This is a genomic window from Ectothiorhodospira shaposhnikovii (genome assembly GCF_022227765.1).
In the GTDB taxonomy this organism is placed as follows: domain Bacteria; phylum Pseudomonadota; class Gammaproteobacteria; order Ectothiorhodospirales; family Ectothiorhodospiraceae; genus Ectothiorhodospira.
Genome location: NZ_JAJMLZ010000002.1, coordinates 442,671 through 462,535, shown reverse-complemented (window position 1 = coordinate 462,535; position 19,865 = coordinate 442,671). Strand labels below are relative to the sequence as shown.

At 64.5% G+C, this 19,865-nt stretch carries 22 protein-coding genes; 10 read left to right on the top strand and 12 right to left on the bottom strand.

Translation table 11 applies throughout. The features are described 5' to 3' along the window. Window positions 1-65: 65 nt before the first annotated feature. Window positions 66-1,100, top strand: coding sequence for a GGDEF domain-containing protein (locus LQD11_RS04785; RefSeq protein WP_238616487.1), 1,035 nt, complete (start codon window positions 66-68; stop codon window positions 1,098-1,100). 10 nt (window positions 1,101-1,110) lie between these two features. Here LQD11_RS04785 and cobF read toward each other — a convergent pair whose 3' ends face one another. Then, window positions 1,111-1,887, bottom strand: a complete 777-nt coding sequence (gene cobF / locus LQD11_RS04780; protein WP_238616486.1) for a precorrin-6A synthase (deacetylating) — start codon at window positions 1,885-1,887, stop codon at window positions 1,111-1,113. Window positions 1,888-2,156: 269 nt separating this feature from the next. Here cobF and LQD11_RS04775 point away from each other — a divergent pair, with 269 nt between their 5' ends. Both LQD11_RS04775 and LQD11_RS04770 read left to right on the top strand, forming a co-directional pair. Continuing rightward, window positions 2,157-3,212: an LbtU family siderophore porin gene (locus LQD11_RS04775; protein WP_238616485.1), complete on the top strand. Its 1,056-nt coding sequence runs from the start codon at window positions 2,157-2,159 to the stop codon at window positions 3,210-3,212. Between the two features lie 66 nt (window positions 3,213-3,278). Next, window positions 3,279-3,650: a DUF6746 family protein gene (locus tag LQD11_RS04770; protein ID WP_238616484.1), complete on the top strand. Its 372-nt coding sequence runs from the start codon at window positions 3,279-3,281 to the stop codon at window positions 3,648-3,650. Between the two features lie 123 nt (window positions 3,651-3,773). On the opposite strand, the gene LQD11_RS04765 is transcribed toward LQD11_RS04770, so the two are convergent. The 5 genes from LQD11_RS04765 to LQD11_RS04745 all read right to left on the bottom strand — a co-directional run bounded on the left by LQD11_RS04765 (window position 3,774) and on the right by LQD11_RS04745 (window position 8,219). Then, complete coding sequence (locus LQD11_RS04765) at window positions 3,774-4,223, bottom strand: cytochrome c (protein WP_238616483.1); 450 nt, start codon at window positions 4,221-4,223, stop codon at window positions 3,774-3,776. Window positions 4,224-4,335: 112 nt separating this feature from the next. Beyond that, on the bottom strand, window positions 4,336-4,887 hold the full coding sequence (locus LQD11_RS04760; protein WP_238616482.1) for a DJ-1 family glyoxalase III: 552 nt from the start codon (window positions 4,885-4,887) through the stop codon (window positions 4,336-4,338). After that, the gene (locus LQD11_RS04755) at window positions 4,827-5,645 is read right to left on the bottom strand and encodes a divergent polysaccharide deacetylase family protein (RefSeq protein ID WP_238616481.1); all 819 of its coding nucleotides are present in this window, start codon (window positions 5,643-5,645) and stop codon (window positions 4,827-4,829) included. The genes LQD11_RS04760 and LQD11_RS04755 overlap by 61 nt, the downstream gene beginning before the upstream one ends. Before the next feature lie 11 nt (window positions 5,646-5,656). After that, window positions 5,657-6,964: a S41 family peptidase gene (locus LQD11_RS04750; RefSeq protein WP_238616480.1), complete on the bottom strand. Its 1,308-nt coding sequence runs from the start codon at window positions 6,962-6,964 to the stop codon at window positions 5,657-5,659. 97 nt (window positions 6,965-7,061) lie between these two features. After that, window positions 7,062-8,219, bottom strand: a complete 1,158-nt coding sequence (locus LQD11_RS04745; RefSeq protein ID WP_238616479.1) for a murein hydrolase activator EnvC family protein — start codon at window positions 8,217-8,219, stop codon at window positions 7,062-7,064. A 167-nt stretch (window positions 8,220-8,386) separates the two neighbouring features. On the opposite strand from LQD11_RS04745, the gene LQD11_RS04740 reads away from it, so the two are divergent. The 5 genes from LQD11_RS04740 to LQD11_RS04720 all read left to right on the top strand — a co-directional run bounded on the left by LQD11_RS04740 (window position 8,387) and on the right by LQD11_RS04720 (window position 11,163). Continuing rightward, complete coding sequence (locus LQD11_RS04740; protein ID WP_238616478.1) at window positions 8,387-8,692, top strand: ArsR/SmtB family transcription factor; 306 nt, start codon at window positions 8,387-8,389, stop codon at window positions 8,690-8,692. A 97-nt stretch (window positions 8,693-8,789) separates the two neighbouring features. Then, window positions 8,790-9,218 carry a rhodanese-like domain-containing protein gene (locus LQD11_RS04735; protein WP_008930870.1) on the top strand — a complete coding sequence of 143 codons (429 nt, stop codon included), beginning with the start codon at window positions 8,790-8,792 and terminating at the stop codon, window positions 9,216-9,218. Window positions 9,219-9,228: 10 nt separating this feature from the next. Then, entirely contained in the window at window positions 9,229-9,525 is a 297-nt protein-coding gene (gene grxC / locus LQD11_RS04730) for a glutaredoxin 3 (protein ID WP_238616477.1), read from the top strand. A gap of 99 nt (window positions 9,526-9,624) precedes the next feature. After that, window positions 9,625-10,149: a protein-export chaperone SecB gene (gene secB, locus LQD11_RS04725; RefSeq protein ID WP_008930872.1), complete on the top strand. Its 525-nt coding sequence runs from the start codon at window positions 9,625-9,627 to the stop codon at window positions 10,147-10,149. A 12-nt stretch (window positions 10,150-10,161) separates the two neighbouring features. After that, a complete protein-coding gene (locus LQD11_RS04720; protein ID WP_238616476.1) occupies window positions 10,162-11,163 on the top strand; it encodes an NAD(P)H-dependent glycerol-3-phosphate dehydrogenase in 1,002 nt (333 codons plus the stop codon). A 5-nt stretch (window positions 11,164-11,168) separates the two neighbouring features. Here LQD11_RS04720 and LQD11_RS04715 read toward each other — a convergent pair whose 3' ends face one another. Further along, window positions 11,169-11,639: a tRNA (cytidine(34)-2'-O)-methyltransferase gene (locus LQD11_RS04715; protein WP_238616475.1), complete on the bottom strand. Its 471-nt coding sequence runs from the start codon at window positions 11,637-11,639 to the stop codon at window positions 11,169-11,171. Between LQD11_RS04715 and LQD11_RS04710 the strand changes: the two genes are divergently transcribed. Next, complete coding sequence (locus tag LQD11_RS04710) at window positions 11,638-12,585, top strand: dihydroorotate dehydrogenase (RefSeq protein WP_238616474.1); 948 nt, start codon at window positions 11,638-11,640, stop codon at window positions 12,583-12,585. The genes LQD11_RS04715 and LQD11_RS04710 overlap by 2 nt on opposite strands. 6 nt (window positions 12,586-12,591) lie before the next feature. On the opposite strand, the gene ntrC is transcribed toward LQD11_RS04710, so the two are convergent. The 5 genes from ntrC to LQD11_RS04685 all read right to left on the bottom strand — a co-directional run bounded on the left by ntrC (window position 12,592) and on the right by LQD11_RS04685 (window position 18,719). Beyond that, window positions 12,592-14,007: a nitrogen regulation protein NR(I) gene (gene ntrC / locus LQD11_RS04705; protein WP_238616473.1), complete on the bottom strand. Its 1,416-nt coding sequence runs from the start codon at window positions 14,005-14,007 to the stop codon at window positions 12,592-12,594. After that, the gene (glnL, locus tag LQD11_RS04700) at window positions 14,000-15,067 is read right to left on the bottom strand and encodes a nitrogen regulation protein NR(II) (protein ID WP_238616472.1); all 1,068 of its coding nucleotides are present in this window, start codon (window positions 15,065-15,067) and stop codon (window positions 14,000-14,002) included. The genes ntrC and glnL overlap by 8 nt, the downstream gene beginning before the upstream one ends. Before the next feature lie 192 nt (window positions 15,068-15,259). After that, window positions 15,260-15,799: a DUF4124 domain-containing protein gene (locus LQD11_RS04695; protein ID WP_238616471.1), complete on the bottom strand. Its 540-nt coding sequence runs from the start codon at window positions 15,797-15,799 to the stop codon at window positions 15,260-15,262. A 101-nt stretch (window positions 15,800-15,900) separates the two neighbouring features. Further along, window positions 15,901-17,310, bottom strand: coding sequence for a glutamate--ammonia ligase (glnA, locus tag LQD11_RS04690; RefSeq protein WP_238616470.1), 1,410 nt, complete (start codon window positions 17,308-17,310; stop codon window positions 15,901-15,903). A 257-nt stretch (window positions 17,311-17,567) separates the two neighbouring features. Beyond that, window positions 17,568-18,719, bottom strand: a complete 1,152-nt coding sequence (locus LQD11_RS04685; protein WP_238616469.1) for a cation diffusion facilitator family transporter — start codon at window positions 18,717-18,719, stop codon at window positions 17,568-17,570. Window positions 18,720-18,931: 212 nt separating this feature from the next. Here LQD11_RS04685 and glyQ point away from each other — a divergent pair, with 212 nt between their 5' ends. Then, a complete protein-coding gene (glyQ, locus tag LQD11_RS04680; protein ID WP_008930881.1) occupies window positions 18,932-19,852 on the top strand; it encodes a glycine--tRNA ligase subunit alpha in 921 nt (306 codons plus the stop codon). Window positions 19,853-19,865: the final 13 nt, after the last annotated feature.

Below are 19,865 nucleotides of genomic sequence, written 5' to 3'. Positions count from 1 at the left end.
GCGCTACTTTAGCAGACCGCTGTCTTTATGCCGTATCCCGACGGGCAGAGGAATCGATCCCCTCCATGACTTCAGGAAAAACACCCGGTGATTCCCGCCCGGATCTGCAGACTGATTTCGGATATCGCATTCTCAGGTTGCTTGAAGGGCATGGCCTGGGGCCTTCCCCCATCCATTACTGGATCTTTCACGATTATCTTCAGGCCGCCAACGAAGAACTGGTACAGGCGGTCAGTGAGCAGCTCAATGCGGGCAGGAAGCTGGACTCCTTTGTCCTGCATGATCTGTTCGAGCGCTACGTGGCCGGTGAGAGTCTGTCCCGCTTCAGTGGCATGGGAGATGAACTGGAAGCATTGCTGGGGGGGGTCATCAGCCTGCTTCGAAACGCCGAGCGCAGTACGGCGGGTTTTCATGAAAGCCTGACGGACAATCTTCAGGCCCTGGATCAGGTAGAGAATCCCGAAGGCCTGAAGGCCATCGCCCAACGTCTGGCGGCGGCGGTGGTCACGGCCAGTTCCGATAACCGGGCCTTGCAGAAAAATCTTGAAGAGGCGGAGCTGGAGGCTCGGCATCTGCGCCATGAGCTGGAAAAGCATCGCAAGGCCTCCATCACCGATCCCCTCACGGGATTGTTCAATCGTCGGGGCATGGAGACGGAGATGGCCCGTGTCCTCATGGCTGCGGATGAGCTCTGCAATACCATGCTGGTCATGGATATCGACCATTTCAAATCCATCAATGATCGTTATGGACATGCGGTCGGTGACGTGGTGATTCGTAAGGTGGCTGCTTCCCTGCGTCGCGTTCTTCCCGCCGACGCGGTGCTGGTGCGTTTTGGCGGCGAGGAATTCGTCGCCCTGCTGTCGGGGTATTCCGTGCAGGAGGCCGTTGGCCTTGCTGAGCAGGCGCGGGAGGTGGTGGAACGCCTCAGGCTGGTGAACCGGCAGGATGATACGGTAGTGGAAGGCTTCACCATTTCCGCGGGCGTGGCACCGGCATCGGAAAGCGATACGGTGGAAACCCTGTTCACCCGGGCGGACAAGGCCCTTTACCAAGCCAAGCACACGGGACGTAACCGGGTAGTGGTGGCCTCGGGTTGAAAATGCGGCCCTAATCCGATCGCCGGGGGCGACGTAGCAGGTAGGTATCCATGATCCAGCCCTTGGCGGCCCGGCCTGCCTGGCGTGCCTGTTCGATCCGCGGTGTGACGGTTTTCGCCGGACCCGAGATCAGGATCTCGTCCTCGGTTCCCAGATAGGCCCCCCAGAAGATCTCCATGTCCTCCTCCATCACTTTGCGATAGCTCAGATCCCCGTCGAGCATCACCAGGACTGCGTCCAGGTCTTCGGGGAAGCCCTTGGCGAGTTGCCGACCCGTGGTGACGTGCACCGGCTCACCGATGCGATTGAGGGGGACGCGGTGGCCCGCCGCCAGGGCTTGCACGCTGGTGATGCCGGGGATGACCCGGTAGTCCAGCGCCAGATTGCCCCGAGCCTGAATGATCTCCATGAGCCGCATGGCGCTGTCATAGAGGGCAGGATCACCCCATAGCAGCAGGGCGCCGCACTGACCTTCCTCCAGTTCGTTCCGGATGGCCTGCTCCAGCAGGACTGCCCTGGCATCGTGCCACGCTTCCACCACCGAGGCGTATCTCCCCCGGCGCTGATCCCGCACCGGATCCTGCAGGGTGACGAAACGCCATGGGCGGTCGGTGGCGAACTGCTCGCAGATCTGCCGGCGGAAGCGGGTCAACTCCGCCGTTTCAGCCCGTTTGTCCAGGACAAAGAAGACATCCACCCGGTTGATGGCCTTGATGGCCTGCAGGGTCAGATAGTCCGGGTCGCCGGCACCGATGCCGATCAGCAGGAATTCTCTCATGGGCGTCATGGTCAGGTCGGGGAGGGCAGTGTAGCAGGAAGTCTTTAAGTACGGTTTTCGTCTGTCTCGCTATAAACAAATAATGTCCGGCAATATGATGTTAATAAGATAGATTATCGTTCAAGTTTGCATTTTTTATTGCTACACTGCGTCCCGGCCACTGCCATTGCGGTCATGTTTTCGAATTGGCGAAGGCACATCGCCGTCATCCCCGCTTTTGCGGGAATGACGACTTCGGCGTGCATTGTGACGACGTTATCTTGAAATGGGGGAATTTCATGAAGAGTGAAATCATCATGCGGGGCGGGCAAAACAAGCTGGCCCGCGGTGTGGCGCTGGCACTGGGGGGTGCCCTGGCCGTGACCGTGACGAGTGCTCAGGCACAGATGCCCGAATTGACCTGGTCCGGTCTGCTGGAGATCGAGGCGAACTGGGCCGAGGATTACGAGGGCGGTTCCGGAAGCGATCTGAATCTAGCGACCGTGGAACTGGGTCTGGAGGCCCGCTTCAACGAACTCCTGTCCGCCCGCGTCCTGCTGCTCTACGAAGATGACGGCGAAGACTCCGAGGTGGAGGTGGACGAGGCCGTGATCTCCCTGGGGCTGCCGGCCATGCCGGGCGCTTACCTGGAGGTCGGGCGCCAATACGTGCCGTTTGGCCGCTTCGAGACCGCCCTGGTGTCCGACCCGCTGGCCCTGGAACTGGCGGAAACCCGCGAGACCGCCGCCCTGCTGGGCTGGGAGAGCGATCAGTTCTACGGGGCCGCCTGGGTGTTCAGCGGCGATACCCGTGACAATCTGAACGGCGTGGGTCTGAACCTGGGCATGCTGTTCGATGCCGGCCCCGTGGAAATGGATCTGGGTGTGGCCTACACCAGCACCCTCGGGGATTCCGACACCCTGCAGGAAGTGGAAGCGGTGGTCGAAGGCAAACGGGTGGGCGGCTACAACGCCTATGTCACCGCCGTCCATGGCCCCTTCACCCTGGCCGCCGAGTACGTGGTGGCGGAAAAGCGTTTTGACGCCGGACAGCTTGAATTCAACGGCAAGGGCGCCCGTCCCAGCGTCTGGGGTGTGGAGCTGGCCTGGGAGCTGGACGGCCTGCAGCGTCCGGTGACCCTGGCGGCCGCCGCCCAGGGCAGCAGCGAGGCATTCATTGAGGAGGATGCGCTGGAACTGCCGCGCTACCGCTATCTGGCCGGTGTGTCCGTCGCCTTGATGGACCAGCTGTCCCTGTCCTTCGAGTACAGCCATGACCGGGATTACCGCGAGCGCCATGGCGGTACCGGTGACTCCGCCAATGCCTTCGTGGTGCAACTGGCGGCAGAGTTCTAAGTCGGCGGCAGGCGTCTGCCTGCGTCCGTTTCAGCCATTTCAACCGATGAGTTTTTGGAGCAGATCATGAAAAAGACCCTCCTCACCGTCGCCCTGGCCGCCGGCCTGGGCCTGGCTTCCGGCAGTGTCATGGCCGATCGCGTCGAGCACTTCAAGGGGACGCCTTCGGAAACCCTGGAGCAGGCGGTCAAGAATTTCAGTGAATACAACGCCAAGCTGGAGGCCGTGCTGGCCGGCGAGCTGACCTTTGAGAAGGTGGCCGAGATCCACGAGCTGACCTATACCCTGGAAGTGGCGCTGGAAAAGATCAGTGAAGAGCTGGAAGAGCTGGCCGAGACCCTGGAAGAGCTGCACGTGGCTTCCGAGGAGAACGACTTCGGCCTGGTGAAGGCCAAGGGCGAGGAGTATCTGTCCGTGGCTCGCAAGGTCATCAAGTAAGTCTTGCGTTGCCTTGTGGTGCCGCCGTCATTCCCGCGCAGGCGGGAATCCAGTCTGGCAACGCCTCCCTGGACTCCCGCTTTCGCGGGAGTGACGGTGGGATACCCGTTCATCCCCCAACTTTCAACGTGTCCGGAAGGACATGTGACAGGCCACGCAGGTGGCCGTGAGTTCGTGCAGGGCCTTCAAGGCCTCCTGCAGATCTCCCTGTTCAGCCACCTTGGCGAATTCGGTGGCGGATTCATGCATGGCAAACCCCATCTGCCGCATGGCGTCGGGCATGAATCGTCCCGGTCCTCCCAGGCCCCGTGTGGCGGCGGCATGCTTGCCCATGGTGCTGATGCCCATGGTGTTCTCCGCCATTTCCCCCGCCTGTGCCAGCTCTCCCCGAGCCAGTAGTTCAAGGATTCGCTGATAGGCGATCAGGTGTTCCTGCATTTCCTCCCGGAGCAGTTCCCTTTGCAGCGTGGGCATTTCCACCAGGTGTCTGTGGTCCGGGGGTGGTTCCGGCGCCTGCGCCAGGGTCAGCGCGGGGAGGGTTAGCAGGATGAAGGCAAGAAAAGGGCGGGGCATGGCGTTCACCGGGGGAATGATCCTTGTCCACACACTACCCCTTGCCATGTCGCGGTGCAAGAAAGGCGAACGGTGACCACCCCGGCAATGCCAGGGGCGGCCCCGCATGGCCTCAGCAACGGCAGAGGGGGTCTTCCACCTGCTTGCGCTTGTCGGCACCGGCCAGCAGTTCGATCAGGGCGAGGGCAAACTCCATGGCGGTACCCGGACCCCGGGAAGTGGCCACGTTGCCGTCCACCTCCACCGGCTGCCCGGTGAGTCGGGTATCGGTAAGCTCCATGCCTTCCAGGACGGTGGGGTAGGCGGTCGCCCGGCGATCCGCCAGCAGCCCGGCCTTGGCCAGCACCTTGGGCGCGGCGCAGATGGCTCCGACATAGCGTCCCTCATCATGGAGCTTGCGCAGCAGCGCGTGGATGCGGGGATCATCGTTGAGATGGTCCGAGCCGGGCAGGCCGCCGGGCAGCACCATCAGGTCATATGACTCGTGCCGGGCCTGTTCCAGTTCCGTGTCCGGCATCAGTACGATGCCGTGCGCGCCGGTGACGGGGCCGGGTTCCAGGCCGGCGGTGACCACTTCGAAGTCGGCCCGGCGCAGCAGGTCGATCAGGGTGACGGCTTCAAGTTCCTCGCAGCCGTTGGCGAGGGGGATAAGGATGCGTGCCATTGGCGAACTTCCTCCTTCTGCTTGAGATATTCACTCACCGATAACAGACGTATGCCCCGGGATGCCAGGGTGGGGAGCATGTCTTCCAGCACCTGCAGGGTGGCCGGGTAAGGGTGGCCGATGGCCAGGGCATGTCCCTGGGTCCGTGCCAGCCGGATCAGGTGTTCCATCTGCATGCGGACGAATTCCGCGTCATGGGGGCGGGAGTCCAGGAAGACATCCCGCTGGGTGGCGTTCAGGCGTGCCCACTCGGCCACATGGCGCCCCAGGGTCTCCACATGGGTGCGACTGTCCACATAGTACAGAGCGGGGTCGTGGGCCCGCAGTTCCGACATCACCCAGGCCAGGTGATGATATTCCCGGGAGAGGCGGCTGCCCATGTGATTGTTCGCGCCTCGGACATGGGGCACCGAATCCAGGGCGCGGCGAACGCGCAGACGGGTTTCCTCCTCATCCAGGTGATGGAAGATCGCACCGGGGCCGGGATCGTTGCCGCTGTCCGCCTCCATGGGCAGGTGCAGCATCACTTCCTTGCCCCGCTGGTGAGCCAGATCGGCCGATGCCGCGGAGAAGCGGAGATGGGGCAGCACGGCGCAGGTGACGGCGCCCGGAAGGCTGGTGGTGCGGCGAGCCTCCCGCAGGTCATTGCCCAGGTCATCGATGATGATGGCAATGAAGGGCAGGCGTTCACCGGCCCACAGGGGACCGGTGAACAGACACAGGCACAGTGCCAGGGCGCTCAGGCCCGGGGTTCGCACGGGGTCTGGCCTTACCGGCGAGCCTGGAGGATATCCAGGCCCTTGAGCAGGTTCAGGGCCTCGTAGAGCTGGAAGTCCCGCTGGGCCAGCGGTTCCTTGTCATCGCCGTCCGTTGTACTGGTCTCGGTGGCACCCTCGCGGCCCTGAAGGTGACGGTTGAGCTGGGCCTCGGTGATGGGGCGAACATCCGGGGTTTCCGCCCGGGCCACGGTGACCGGTTCGAGCTTGATGTCCGGCTCGATGCCTTCCGCCTGGATGGAGCGGCCCGAGGGCGTGTAGTAACGGGCGGTGGTCAGCTTGAGGGCCTTGCCCTGATTCAGGGGCAGGATGGTCTGCACCGAGCCCTTGCCGAAGGTGGGGGTGCCCATGATGATGCCGCGCTGGTGGTCCTGCAGGGCGCCGGCGACGATCTCCGAGGCGGAGGCGGAGCCCTGGTTCACCAGCACCACCAGGGGGGCGCCCTTGAGCACGTCGCCCGGCGAGGCGGTATAGCGGAACTGGGCATCGCTGACCCGGCCTTCGGTATAGACGATCAGGCCCTCGGTGAGGAAGGCGTCGGACACGCCCACGGCCCCGTTGAGCACGCCGCCGGGGTTGTTGCGAAGATCCAGCACCAGACCCCTGAGTCCGCCGCTTTCCCGCTGCAGTTTACGGACCTCTTCCACCAGATTCTGAGCGGTCTTGGACTGGAAGGTGGTGATGCGCAGATAGCCGAAGCCCGGCTCCAGCATCTCGCTGCGCACGCTGCGCACGCGAATGGTGTCCCGGGTCAGGGTGACTTCGAAGGGACGATCCACCCCTTCGCGGACCACCGTGAGGGTGATCTTGCTGCCGCGGGGGCCGCGCATCTTGTTGACGGCCTCGTTCAGGGTCATGCCCTTCACCGGGTTGTCATCCAGGCGGATGATCAGGTCGCCGGCCTGGATACCGGCCCGGCTGGCGGGGGTGTCGTCGATGGGAGAGATGACCTTGACGAAGCCGTCTTCCATGCCCACCTCCAGGCCCAGGCCGCCGAACTCGCCGCTGGTGCCGATCTGGAGTTCCGAGAACTCGCTGGGGGTGAGATAGGACGAGTGGGGGTCCAGTCCGGAGAGCATGCCGCGAATGGCATTCTCCAGCAGCTTGGAGTCCTCGACTTCTTCCACGTAGTTGCGCTTGATGCGCATGTAGACATCGGTGAAGGCGCGCAGGTCTTCCAGCGGCAGGGCGTCAGCCTCGTGCTGCTGGCGATCCGCCATGACGCCGAAGGAGATGCTCAGTGCAACGCCCAGGATCAGGCCCATCAACAGGCCGGCGCCGACGCGGGTTTGGGTACTCATAGCCTTGAACTCCAAATGATGCTCTCCGACTTTGGCGGGAGATTGAGGGCTTGATCGATGCGGATCAGGTGTCCGGATGGCCCCTATGGTGCGCTTGTTAGCGAGAGCCTACCACTGGGAGCTTAGAGTCGCACCATTGGGAGGGGTTCACCGGGTTGCCTTTGTGACGAATCTCGAAATACAGGCCCGTCCGTTCACTGCCGCCGCTGTCGCCCACCCGGGCAATCAGGTCGCCGGCCTGCACCCAGTCCCCCGGGGACTTGTAGAGCGCCTGGTTATGGCCGTAGAGGGTCATGTAACCACCGCCGTGGTCGACGATCAGCAGCATGCCGAAACCTCGCATCCAGTCGGCGAAGGCGACCCGGCCGTGGTGAATGGCCTTGACCGGTTCGCCCTCGCGGGCACCGATGACCAGGCCCTGCCAGCGGCGTCCGGTGCCGCTGTCCCGGGTGCTGCCGAAACGGTGGATGATCTCGCCCTGGACGGGAAACGGCAGTGTGCCCCGGCGGTCGGCAAAGGCCTGGTTCGGCAGGGCGTCGTCGGGGATGTCGCTCAGGACCCGGTCCAGGGTCTTGAGAAGCTCTTCAAGGCTCTCCTGGTCCGTCTGCAGGCGGGAGAGTGACGTGCCCGCCTGGGCGATTTCCCGGCGCAGTTTTTCCAGTACCTGGCCCCGCTCCCGGCGTTGCCGTTCCAGCTGCTCCTGGTGGGCCAGCAGGGTGCGGCGTTGTTCGGTCTGCTGCAGGCGGGTCAGGTCCAGCTGGTGGCGGGTCTCGTTCAGCGCCGCCAGGGCCTGGGTGGCGGCTTCGATGCGGGCGTGTCTGGCCCGGTTGTAGTGCTCGTAATAGATCAGCATGCGGCCGACCCGGGCCGGGTCTTCCTGGTTGAGCAGCAGTTTCAGATGGTCCTGCCGGCCGGTCTGGTAGGCGCTGCGAAGCTGGGTGGCCAGGGCGGTGCGATGGGTCTCCAGTCTGGCCATCTCGTCCCGTTGCCGGCGCTCCAGCTCCCGTAGACGGGTCTCCGTGGTCTTGAGGGCCGCTTCGCTGGTGGCCAGATCCCGGGCGGTCCGGCCCATGGCGCGTTCCGTTTCCCGTAGCTGCGCCTCCAGTCGACCCTGTTCGCCCCGGGCCGCCTCGATACGTCCCCGGACCTGCTGGATCTGCCGTTGCACCTGCTCCAGGCGCCGCACGGCCTCTTCCCGTTCCGTGCCGGCCGGGAGTGGGGCGGGGAGGCCCAACAGGGGAATGAGCAGGGCCATCACAAGAAGACGCGACCGGGGTATCATGGGTGGCGGGTACGCAAAGTCGTTGAAATATTTTTGATAAAGATCATAATCGAATCATCCAATACTAATATATCGGCCCCGAACCCATGCCAAGGTGGCGCTCCATCGAGCCCCAAGCCCCCATGAACACAGTATCCGACATGATTCCTGATCTCCTGAACAAGGAAGAAGACATCGAGCGTGCCTCCCGCTCCCTCAAGGCCATGGCCCATCCCCTGCGCCTGAAGATCCTCTGTGTCCTGGGCGACAGGGAGGTGAGCGTGCAGGAAATCGTCGATCATGTGGGGACTTCCCAGAGCAATATATCCCAGCACCTGGCCATCCTGCGCGACAAGGGCATCCTGGCTTCCCGCAAGGATGCCAATCGGGTCTACTACCGGGTCAGTGATGCCAGAACCCTGCGCCTGATCGGCATGATGCAGGACGTGTTCTGCCGCTCCCTTTAGGGCTTCCGGTGCCCGGGCGGGTCCGACCGACTTGCCCGCGGGGGCGCATGGCTTCAGAATGCGCCCTTCCCAATGATTCACGAGTCTTGAGCGATCCATGGACCAATACCTGGAGTTTATTGCCAATCACCCCCTCCTGTTCGGTCTGCTGGCGGCCGTCATTGGTGCCATCGGTTATACCGAATATGCCCGCCTGACGAGAAAGTACAAGGTGCTCGGGCCGGCTGACGTGGTCCGGATCATGAACCAGGATCAGACCGTGGTGGTGGATGTCCGTGAGGAGGCCGAGGCCCGCAAGACCGGCAAGATCAGCGGTGCCCGTCACATTCCCCTGACCAAGTTCAAGGATCGTGTCAGCGAGATCGGCAAGTTCAAGGACAAGACCATCATTGTCTACTGCCAGACCGGTGCCCGTTCCGGCCAGGCCTGCAACACCCTGGTCAAGAGCGGTTTCGAAAACGTGGTCAATCTCCAGGGCGGCATCCTGGCTTGGGAGTCCGCCAGTCTGCCCCTGAGCAAGAAATAAGGCGATTCCCGTGGCGGCCTCGTCCTCTTCCCCGGGTATTGCGGTAGTGATTTACGGCACCGGATCGTGCGCCTTCTGCATGCTGGCCCGGCGGTTGCTCAAGGGCAAGGGTGTCAGCTTCGAGGAGATCCGGGTGGACAAGGATCCGGTTCAGCGCGAGGTGATGGAGCGGCGCTCGGGACGGGAGACGGTGCCCCAGGTGTTTGCCGGCGATCGGCATCTGGGAGGGTATACGGATCTGGTGGCGCTGGATCGGGAGGGTGAACTGGACGCCCTGCTGGGGCTGGAGGAGGGGCGCGGGCTTTAGCGGTTGCCCTGTCGCTGTCCCGTCATTTGCAGCCCTCGCACCGCCCCCCTATCATTGTCCGCCTGACCCAATCGTACCCAACCAGTCACCGGAGTCATCATGACGGAAAATCAGGCACCGAAACCCAGCGCCGACGGCGCCGCCCAGGGACAGCCGCAGCAGGAGTTCGGGCTGCAGAAGATCTACGTGAAGGACATCTCCTTCGAGTCCCCCAACTCCCCCGCCGTCTTCACCCGCGAGTGGAAGCCGGAGACCCAGGTGCAGCTGAATTCCCAGGCCCGCCCCCTGGACGAGAACGGACTCTTCGAGGTGGAGCTGACGGTGACCGTGACCACCAAGTCCCAGGATAAGTCGGCTTATCTGGTGGAAGTGAAGCAGGCCGGTGCCTTCGTGCTGCGGGGCATCCCCCAGGATCAGATGGGGCCGTTGCTGGCGGCTTACTGCCCCAACCTGCTGTTCCCCTTCGCCCGCGAAGCGATCTCCGATCTGGTCACCCGCGGTGGCTTCCCGCAAATGCTGCTGGCCCCGGTCAATTTCGATGCCCTCTATGCGCAGAAACTGCGAAACGAGCAGCAGGCGGCCCAGGGTGGTGATGCCGGCGCCGCGCCGACTCCCTTGAACTGAGCTTCCGCCTCCATGCGCGACGTGCGTCATGTGGCGGTGCTGGGCGCCGGTTCCTGGGGGACGGCGCTGGCCATTCATCTTGCCCGCAAGGGGCTGAAGGTCGGTCTGTGGGGCCGTGACGGCGGCCGGATGGCGGAGATGCGGGCCGCCGGTCGCAATGTCCGCTATCTGCCGGATGCCCCGTTTCCCGCAACCCTCACCCCCGTGGATGATCTCGATGCCCTGGTGTCCACGGCCGACCGGGTGCTGCTGGCCGTGCCCAGCAGCGGCTTTCAGGACATCCTGCACCGTATCGCTCCGCAGCTTTCGGGGCGCGGGCTGGTGTGGGCCACCAAGGGCCTGGACCTGGAAACCACCCGCTGGCTCCATGAACTGGTGCTGGAGGCATTGCCCGGCGACGTGCACTGGGGGGTGGCTTCCGGTCCTTCCTTTGCTTCCGAGCTGGGACGGGGTCTGCCCACCGCGCTGACCCTGGCATCGCCGGACCCGATCTTTGCCGAGGATGCCCGTGCCTGGCTGGCGGGCGGCACCCTGCGGGTGTACACCAGCGACGACGTGGTGGGGGTGCAGCTTGGCGGCGCCTTCAAGAACGTGCTGGCCATTGCCGCCGGGGTGTCCGATGGCCTGGGTTTCGGCGCCAATGCCCGCGCGGCGCTGATCACCCGGGGGCTGGCGGAGCTGATGCGTCTGGGGGCCGCCGCCGGTGCCCGCAACGAGACCCTGATGGGTCTGTCGGGCCTGGGTGATCTGGTGCTCACCTGTACCGACAATCAGTCCCGCAACCGTCGCCTCGGCCTGGCCCTGGGCCAGGGGCAGGGGATGGACGAGGCGGTGGCCGCCATCGGTCAGGCGGTGGAGGGAATACGCACGGCCCGGGTGGCGGTGGCCAAGGCGGCGGCCCTGAACGTGGATATGCCCATCTGCCGGCAGGTGTACCGTGTCCTCTATGAGGGGCTGGCGCCGACGGCGGCGGTGGAAGCGCTGCTGAGCCGGGATCCCAAGCCGGAGTTCTAAGCCGTTCAGTCCACGGCGGCACCAGGGTAGCCCAGCTGCCGCCAGGCCTCCATCACCACCACGGCCACCGAGTTGGACAGGTTGAGGCTGCGGCTTCCCGGCACCATGGGGATGCGCAGGCGTTGCTCCCCGGGCAGGTGCTCCAGCACCGCATCCGGCAGGCCCCGGGTTTCGGGGCCGAACAGGAAGGCATCCCCCGGTTGGAACGCCACCTCGCCGTAAATCCGGCTGCCTCGGGTGGACAGGGCGAACACCCGTCGTGGCTGTACGGCTTCCGAGAAGGCCCTCAGGCTGTCATACTCCGTCACCGGAGCCAGATCCCGATAATCCAGCCCTGCGCGCCGCAGGCGCGCGTCATCCAGCGTGAACCCCAGCGGGTGGATCAGGTGCAGCCGGCAGCCGCTATTGGCCGCCAGGCGCATGACGTTGCCCGTGTTGGGCGGTATCTCCGGTTGATACAGGACGATGTGAAACATGCCAGTCGACACTTCCCCTAAACAGGCCCTTGCGATCGATTTCTGCGGGCTTTCCATGGCCTCCCCCCTGGTGCTGCTCTCGGGCTGCGTGGGGTTCGGCGAGGAGTATACCCGTGTGGCGGGTTTCTCCAATCGCCATGTGGGCGCCATCTGCCTCAAGGGCACCACGGGTCAGGCCCGTCCGGGCAACGCCCCTCATCGGGTTTACGAGACCCCTGGCGGCATGCTCAACGCCATCGGCCTGCAGAATCCCGGGGTGGACTTCGTGGTGGACGAGATCCTGCCCGGTCTGGACTATGACGAGACCCGCTTCATCGCCAATGTCTCCGGTTCCACCATCGAGGAATACATCGAGGTCACCCGCCGTTTTGACGATTCCCCGGTGGATGCCATCGAGATCAACATCTCCTGCCCCAACGTGAAGGAAGGCGGGGTGGCCTTCGGCAATGATCCGGATATGTCCGCCCGGGTGGTGGAGGCCTGCCGCAAGGCCACCGGCAAGCCGCTGATCACCAAGCTGTCCCCCAACCAGACGGACATCGCCGCCAACGCCCGCCGCTGCATCGAGGCCGGTACCGATGCCTTCTCCGCCATCAACACCCTGATGGGCATGGCCATCGATGCCGAGCGTCGCCGTACCGTGATCGGCAACAATCAGGGCGGCCTGTCCGGCCCGGCCATCAAGCCGGTGGCCCTGCTGCGGGTGCATCAGGTCTATCAGGTGGCCAGGCCCCACGGGGTGCCCATCATCGGTCAGGGCGGGGTGGCCAGTGCCACGGATGCCATCGAGTTCCTGCTGGCGGGTGCCACCGCGGTCGGGGTGGGAACGGGGCTGTTCTACGATCCGCTGCTGTGCCAGAAGATCAACCAGGGCATTCAGGATTACCTGAAACGCCATGGATTGGGCCATGTGTCGGAGCTGACCGGGGCCCTGCAGCTGAACTGAGGGGCTTCAGGCCCCCAGGTCCTCGCCCTCGTCCATGTTCAGTTCATTGATCTTGCGGGTGAGGGTGTTGCGCCCCCAGCCCAGCAGTTTGGCGGCATCCTGTCGCCGTCCGCCGGTCTTTTTCAGGGCTGCCCGGATCATGATGCGTTCGAAGGCAGGCGTGGCCCGGTCCAGCAGGGAGGCATTGCCCCGGGCCAGCTCCTGTTCCGCCCATTGGGCCAGTTCCTCTTCCCAGCCGCCGCCGTGGGTGTTGCCGGAGCGCTCGTGCAGTTCCGGCGGCAGGTCGTTGACGTGGATTTCCCGTCCCGAGGCCATCACCGTGAGCCAGCGGCACAGGTTTTCCAGCTGGCGCACGTTGCCGGGCCAGTCCAGGGCGGTCAGGTAGTCCAGCACCTCGGGCAGCGGCACCTTGCGTTCCACGTTCAGCTCGGCCGCCGCGGTGCCCAGAAAGTGATTCAGTAGCAGGGGGATGTCCTGGCGCCGTTCCCGCAGGGCCGGGACGTGAATGCGGATCACGTTCAGCCGATGGAACAGGTCTTCCCGGAACAGGCCCTCCTGGACCCGGCTTTCCAGGTTCTGGTGAGTGGCGGCGATGATGCGCACATCCACCTTCACCGGCATGTGCCCGCCGACCCGGTAGAACTCGCCGTCCGCCAATACCCGCAGCAACCGGGTCTGCAGTTCCGCCGGCATGTCGCCGATCTCGTCCAGGAACAGGGTGCCGCCGTCCGCCTGCTCGAAGCGTCCGCGTCGGGCGCTCTGGGCGCCGGTGAAGGCGCCCTTCTCGTGACCGAACAGTTCCGATTCCAGCAGATCCTTGGGGATGGCGGCGGTATTCAGGGCAATGAAGGGCATGTGCGCCCGGGGGCTGTGGCGGTGCAGGGCATGGGCCACCAGTTCCTTGCCGGTGCCGGATTCGCCGTTGATGAGGACGGTGATGTTGGAGCGCGACAGCCGGCCGATGGCGCGGAACACCTCCTGCATGGCCGGTGCCTCGCCGATGATCTCCGGGGTCTTGCTGTTGCCGGAGGGTTCCTCCCGGCCCCGCTCCCGCCGGGCCTGGCAGGCCCGCTTCACCAGCGAGACCGCGTCGTCCACGTCGAAGGGCTTGGGCAGGTATTCGAAGGCGCCCCCCTGGTACGCGGAGACCGCGCTTTCCAGGTCCGAGTGGGCGGTCATGATGATCACCGGCAGCTCGGGGTGTTCCCGTTGCAGCCGGCTGAGCAGTTCCAGGCCGTCCATGCCCGGCATGCGGATGTCCGTCACCAGGGCATCCGGCACGTCATGCTCGAAGCATTCCAGGGCCTCGGCGGCGCAGGTGAAGGAGGTGACCTCGATACCGGCCTTGTTCATGGCCCGCTCCAGCACCCAGCGGATGGATCGGTCGTCATCAATGACCCAGATATGTTCACGTCTAGTCATCCATAAGCTCCACGGGGATCAGCAGCGAGAACACCGTCTGCCCCGGACGGGAAGTACACTCGATCAGGCCGCCCATCTGATTGATCAGGGACTGGGCGATGGAGAGCCCCAGCCCCGTGCCGCCGGCGCGACCCGAGACCATGGGAAAGAAAATGCGCTCGCGGATGTCGTCACCGATGCCCGGCCCGTCGTCGATCACCTGGATCAGGGCCACCAGCTTGTGGCGGATCTGGCCGATGGTGTACTGGCGTCGTACCCGGGTCCGCAGGCGGATTTCCCCGCTGTCGCCGAGGGCCTGAACCGCGTTGCGCACGATGTTGAGTACCGACTGGATCAGCATGTCCTGATCGGCGTTGACGTCGGGGATGCTGGGGTCGTAATCGGTGCGGATGCGAATCTCTTCCGGCGCCTCCACGCTGACCAGGCTGCGGACATGCTCCAGGACCCGGTGGATGTTCAGGGGGCGGCAGTGGGGCAGGCTGTTGGGCCCCAGCATCCGGTTGACCAGGTTCTGCAGGCGGTCCGCTTCGCCGATGATGATCCGGGTGTACTCCCGCAGATCCGGGTCCGGCAGTTCCCGTTCCAGGAGCTGGGCCGCGCCGCGCAGCCCCCCGAGGGGATTCTTGATCTCGTGGGCGAGGCCGCGGACCAGGGCCCGGGTGGCGGACTGCTGATTGAGCAACTGCTCTTCCCGGGTGATGCGCAGTTGCCGGTCAACCTGGATCAGTTCCACCAGCAGTTGTCTGGCGTGTCCCGGTTCGGAAATGGGGGAGGCGGTCAGGTCCACCGTCACCTCCCGGGCGAAATGAAGGGCCAGCAGCCGCTCCCGCTCCGTGAACGGATGCCCGGTGTCGAGGGATTGCCGCAGGCTGGCGATGAAGGTTTCGTCCTCCCGGAACAGGCCCTGAATCGGCAGGCCATGGATCCGGTTCAGGCTCATCTCCATCAGCATTTCCGCCGCCGGGTTCATGTAGACCAGGCGCAACTGGCCGTCCGCTACCAGCACGGCGGTGGTCAGGGTTTCCAGCAATTGTCGATGCAGGTTGTGATCGGGCGGCATACGGATTCCCTGTAGCAAGAAATGAACCAGAATCATGCCGCGCACGGGAATCGTGCAATCGCCCCGCAAAGTGGTCACGGGACGACGCTTTCGGGGTCTCGCCGGAGCGGTGGCGCGGCCTGTTCCGGCGCCTCTGGAGCATAGCATGCACCATGATGGTGCGAGGCGGGCTCGCGCGGGTGACGCGGCGGGTCAGGGTCGCGGTCGGGATTGCTGCTGCACGGTGGTGCGCAGGAGGTGGAAGGTGGTGGTGTCCGAGCGGATCAGGGTGTTGCCATCGTCATCCACGACCTCCGCCTGGACCGTGTGGGTCCCGGGCGGGACTTCTTCCAGGGTGACCTGGTCGGCCTGGGTGGTCACGGCGGTATCGCCGTTGAGGCGGAGCCGGATGCGGTGCCCCAGATCCGTCTTGAGGGCTGGACTCAGGTTCAGAGCGACGTCGACCTGCCCCAAATTGGAGCGTACCACGCCGTCCCGTTCCGGGCGGTTGATGGCCAGTTGCCGATAGGCATCTCCTGGTTCCTCCGTTGCGGAAGGGGGGGGCTGTTGCAGAATGTCCCGAGCCTCCGGCAGGCCGGGCAGGGTGGCGGGCCGCTCCACCCGGATCGGTCGTGCATCGACCCCGTCCGGTGGCGTGTCACCGAAGACGGGGCGTCCTTGCTCATCGGTCCATTGGTAGATCTGGGCCTGGGCGGGCAGGGCGAGCATCAGCAACAGGAGCAACAGGGGCATGGCGATGTCCTTGATATCCTCTGTTCCGGGGCGGTGGCCGGAAAAAAGAACCCCCGGCAAGCCGGGGGTTCGGTACTTCCAGCGTTCAACCCGTCTTGTACTTACAGACTGTAGTACAGATCGAACTCCACCGGGTGGGTGGTCATGCGCAGACGGGTCACTTCTTCCATCTTCAGATCAATGTAGGCATCGATCATGTCGTCGGTGAACACGCCGCCGGCGGTGAGGAAGGCGCGATCCTTGTCGAGGGCGTCCAGGGCCTGGTCCAGGGCATGGCAGACCTGCGGGATCTGCTTTTCCTCTTCGGGGGGCAGGTCGTACAGGTTCTTGTCCATCGCCTCGCCGGGGTGGATCTTGTTCTGGATGCCGTCCAGGCCGGCCATCAGCATGGCGGAGAAGGCCAGATAGGGGTTGGCGGTGGAGTCGGGGAAGCGCACCTCGATGCGGCGGGCCTTCGGGCTGGAGACCCACGGAATCCGGATGGAAGCGGAGCGGTTGCGGGCGGAGTAGGCCAGCATCACCGGGGCTTCGAAGCCGGGCACCAGGCGCTTGTAGCTGTTGGTGGAGGCGTTGGTGAAGGCATTCAGGGCGCGGGCATGCTTGATGATGCCACCGATGTAGTACAGGGCGGTTTCGGACAGGCCGCCGTACTTGTCGCCGGCAAACAGGTTCTGCCCGTCCTTGGCCAGGGACTGGTGCACGTGCATGCCGCTGCCGTTATCGCCCACCAGGGGCTTGGGCATGAAGGTGGCGGTCTTGCCGTAGTTGTGGGCCACGTTCTGGATCACGTACTTGAGGATCAGCACCTCGTCGGCCTTGCGGGTCAGGGTGCCGGCGCCGACGCCGATCTCGCACTGGCCGGCGGTGGCCACTTCATGGTGGTGCACTTCGGTCTTGAGGCCCATTTCCTCCAGCACCAGGCACATGGCGGAACGCAGGTCCTGCAGGCTGTCCACCGGGGGGACCGGGAAGTAGCCGCCCTTCACGGAGGGACGGTGGCCGATGTTGCCGTCCTCGAACACTTTTTCGGAGTTCCAGGAGGCCTCGTCGGAGTCGATCTTGAAGAAGGCGCCCTGGATGGAGTTGCCCCACTTGATGTCGTCAAAGACGAAGAATTCGTTTTCCGGACCCCACAGGCAGGTGTCTGCGATGCCGGTGCTGGCCAGATAGGCCTCGGCGCGCTTGGCCAGGGAGCGGGGGCAGCGGTCATAACCCTGCATGGTGGCCGGTTCCACCACGTCGCAGCGCAGGTTCAGGGTGGGCTCGTCAAAGAAGGGATCCATGACGGCGGTGTCCACATCGGGCATGAGGATCATGTCGGATTCGTTGATGCCCTTCCAGCCGGCGATGGAGGAGCCGTCGAACATCTTGCCGCCTTCCAGTACGTCCTCGTCGACGGTGTGGGCGGGCACGGTCACGTGCTGTTCCTTGCCGCGGCTGTCCACAAAGCGGAAATCGACGAATTTGGCGCCGTTTTCCTTGATCATATTCAGAACGTCTGCTGCTGACATGCGTACTCCTCCAGGGCTTGAATGAGTGAGGCCTGTTGAAACGGATCCCCGCCGGGGCGGGCGTTCAATTCGGTCGAACCATGGAAAGCATGAAGCGTGCCATGGCGTTGAATGGGGTTGCGGAGGCCATTTGAGGCGGATTTCGGGGGCTGCTTGATGATTGCATGCACAATCTTAGTGCGTTTTTAAGTATTTTGCGCTGTTTTAGGGCGCGAAATCCGTTTTGATGATGGGTGGGCGCCCATCGGCGGTGCCTGTCAGTACCGGAACAGCACCTGTACCTGACTTACATCCTCCGCCCGCAGGCTTGATGCCACCAACTGTCGGGCGGCGGCTTCGGCCTCGGCCAGGCTGTCGAAGGCCCGCAGGGGCAACTGAAGTTCCAGGTGTACCTGTCCTTGCAGATAATGGATCACCACCGGATCCACATGCCGGGATGCGGGTACGTCGTGCCACTGCGCGCGCAGGCGTTCGAGCATCTCGGTGCGGTTGGGCAGATGGCTGCTGGGGGCACCCTGCTGGTCATCCTCCGGATCGATATGGACCAGGATGTCGCCCAGTTCGTCCTGAACCCCGTGCATGGCCACGCAGACGGCATCGGCGATGTGATGGCCTTCGGAGACGCTGATGCGGGGCGCGACCTGAACATGGACGTCCGCCAGCAGGGTGCCCGCCATGCGCCGTGTGCGCAGGTCGTGAACCCCCTGGATGCCGTCCAGCCGGCGCACCGCCTCCAGCATGCGTTCCTGCTCCTGGGTTTCCACCCCGGTGTCGATGAGTTCCCGGGCGCTGTTCCAGATCAGTTTGACGCCCATGTGGCCGATCAGCAGCGCCACCAGGATGGCCGCCACGGCGTCCATGAAGGGCAGGCCGGCCAGGGTGGCGCCCACGCCCGCCAGCACCACCACCGACGAGACCACATCGGAGCGGTGATGCCAGGCATTGGCTTCCAGCATGCGCGAGCGAACCCTTTTGGCCACCCGCATGGTGTAGTGATACAGGGTTTCCTTGCTGATGATGGCGACCGCCGCCAGGATCAGGGCCAGGGGGGTGGGGCTCAGGAGTTCTTCCGGGTTCAGCAGGCGTCGTGCGGCATCGGTCATGATGCCCACGGCCACGCCGGCGAGTACCAGACCCACGACCACGGTGGCCAGGGTTTCGATGCGGCCGTGACCGTAGGGATGGTTGGCGTCGGCCGCTTCGTTGGCCTTGCGGGCGGCAAACAGCACCACGAAGTCGCTGGCCAGGTCGGAGAGGGTATGCACTCCGTCGGCGATCAGGGCCTGGGAATGGCTGATCCAGCCGCCGATGATCTGTGCCGTCGCCAGGGTCAGGTTGGTCACGGCACCGACGAGGGTGACACGACGCATGGCCTGATAACGCTGTTCGCTGGGGAGCCCGGCTGACATGAGGGCCTCGTTGATCCTGGCCCGGGTGGGCGCGGCTTGGGGAAGCGGGATTGTAAACCCTGGTGACACGGTCGCCCAGCCCCGCCACCCGTCGGAGGTTTCCCGGTCATGCACGGGACTGGGCGCCCGCCACCGGCCGCCGTTATACTGTCAGGCTTTGCACGACCCATGCTCGGGGTCGCGCCATCCACGAATCACTCGGGTCGATCCTCATGTCTTCTCACGACGTCTCTACCTTCCAGGGCCTCATCCTGGCCCTGCAGGACTACTGGGCGGGCCACGGTTGCGTGCTGCTCCAGCCCTACGACATGGAAATGGGAGCGGGTACCTTCCATTCCGCCACCTTCCTGCGGGCCATCGGCCCGGAACCCTGGCGCACCGCCTATGTACAGCCCTCCCGCCGTCCCACCGACGGCCGCTACGGGGAAAACCCCAACCGGCTGCAGCACTATTACCAGTTTCAGGTGCTGCTCAAGCCTTCGCCGCCGGACATCCAGCAACTCTACCTGGGTTCCCTGCAGGCCCTGGGCATCGACCCCCTGATCCATGACATCCGCTTTGTGGAAGACAACTGGGAATCCCCCACCCTGGGCGCCTGGGGCCTGGGCTGGGAGGTCTGGCTCAACGGCATGGAGGTGACCCAGTTCACCTATTTCCAGCAGGTGGGCGGCCTGGACTGCCGGCCGGTGAGCGGCGAGATCACCTACGGTCTGGAGCGCATCGCCATGTACCTGCAGGGGGTGGAGAGTGTCTACGACCTGGTCTGGACCCGGGGTCCCCAGGGTGTGGTCACCTACGGTGACGTCTACCACCAGAACGAGGTGGAACAGTCCACCTACAATTTCGAACATGCCGATGTGGCTTCCCTGTTCGGCTGGTTCGAGACCTGCGAGCAACAGAGCAAGCACCTCATCGCCCAGGGCCTGCCCTTGCCGGCCTACGAGCAGATGCTCAAGGCTTCCCATACCTTCAACCTGCTGGATGCCCGGCGCGCCATCTCCGTCACCGAGCGGCAGCGCTACATCCTGCGGGTGCGTGAACTGGCCCGCGCCGTCGCCGAGGCCTACTACGCCGCCCGTGAACAGCTGGGTTTCCCCATGCTCCCCGACGCGGCCAAGGCCGAACGCACCTGACCTGGGACTGGAT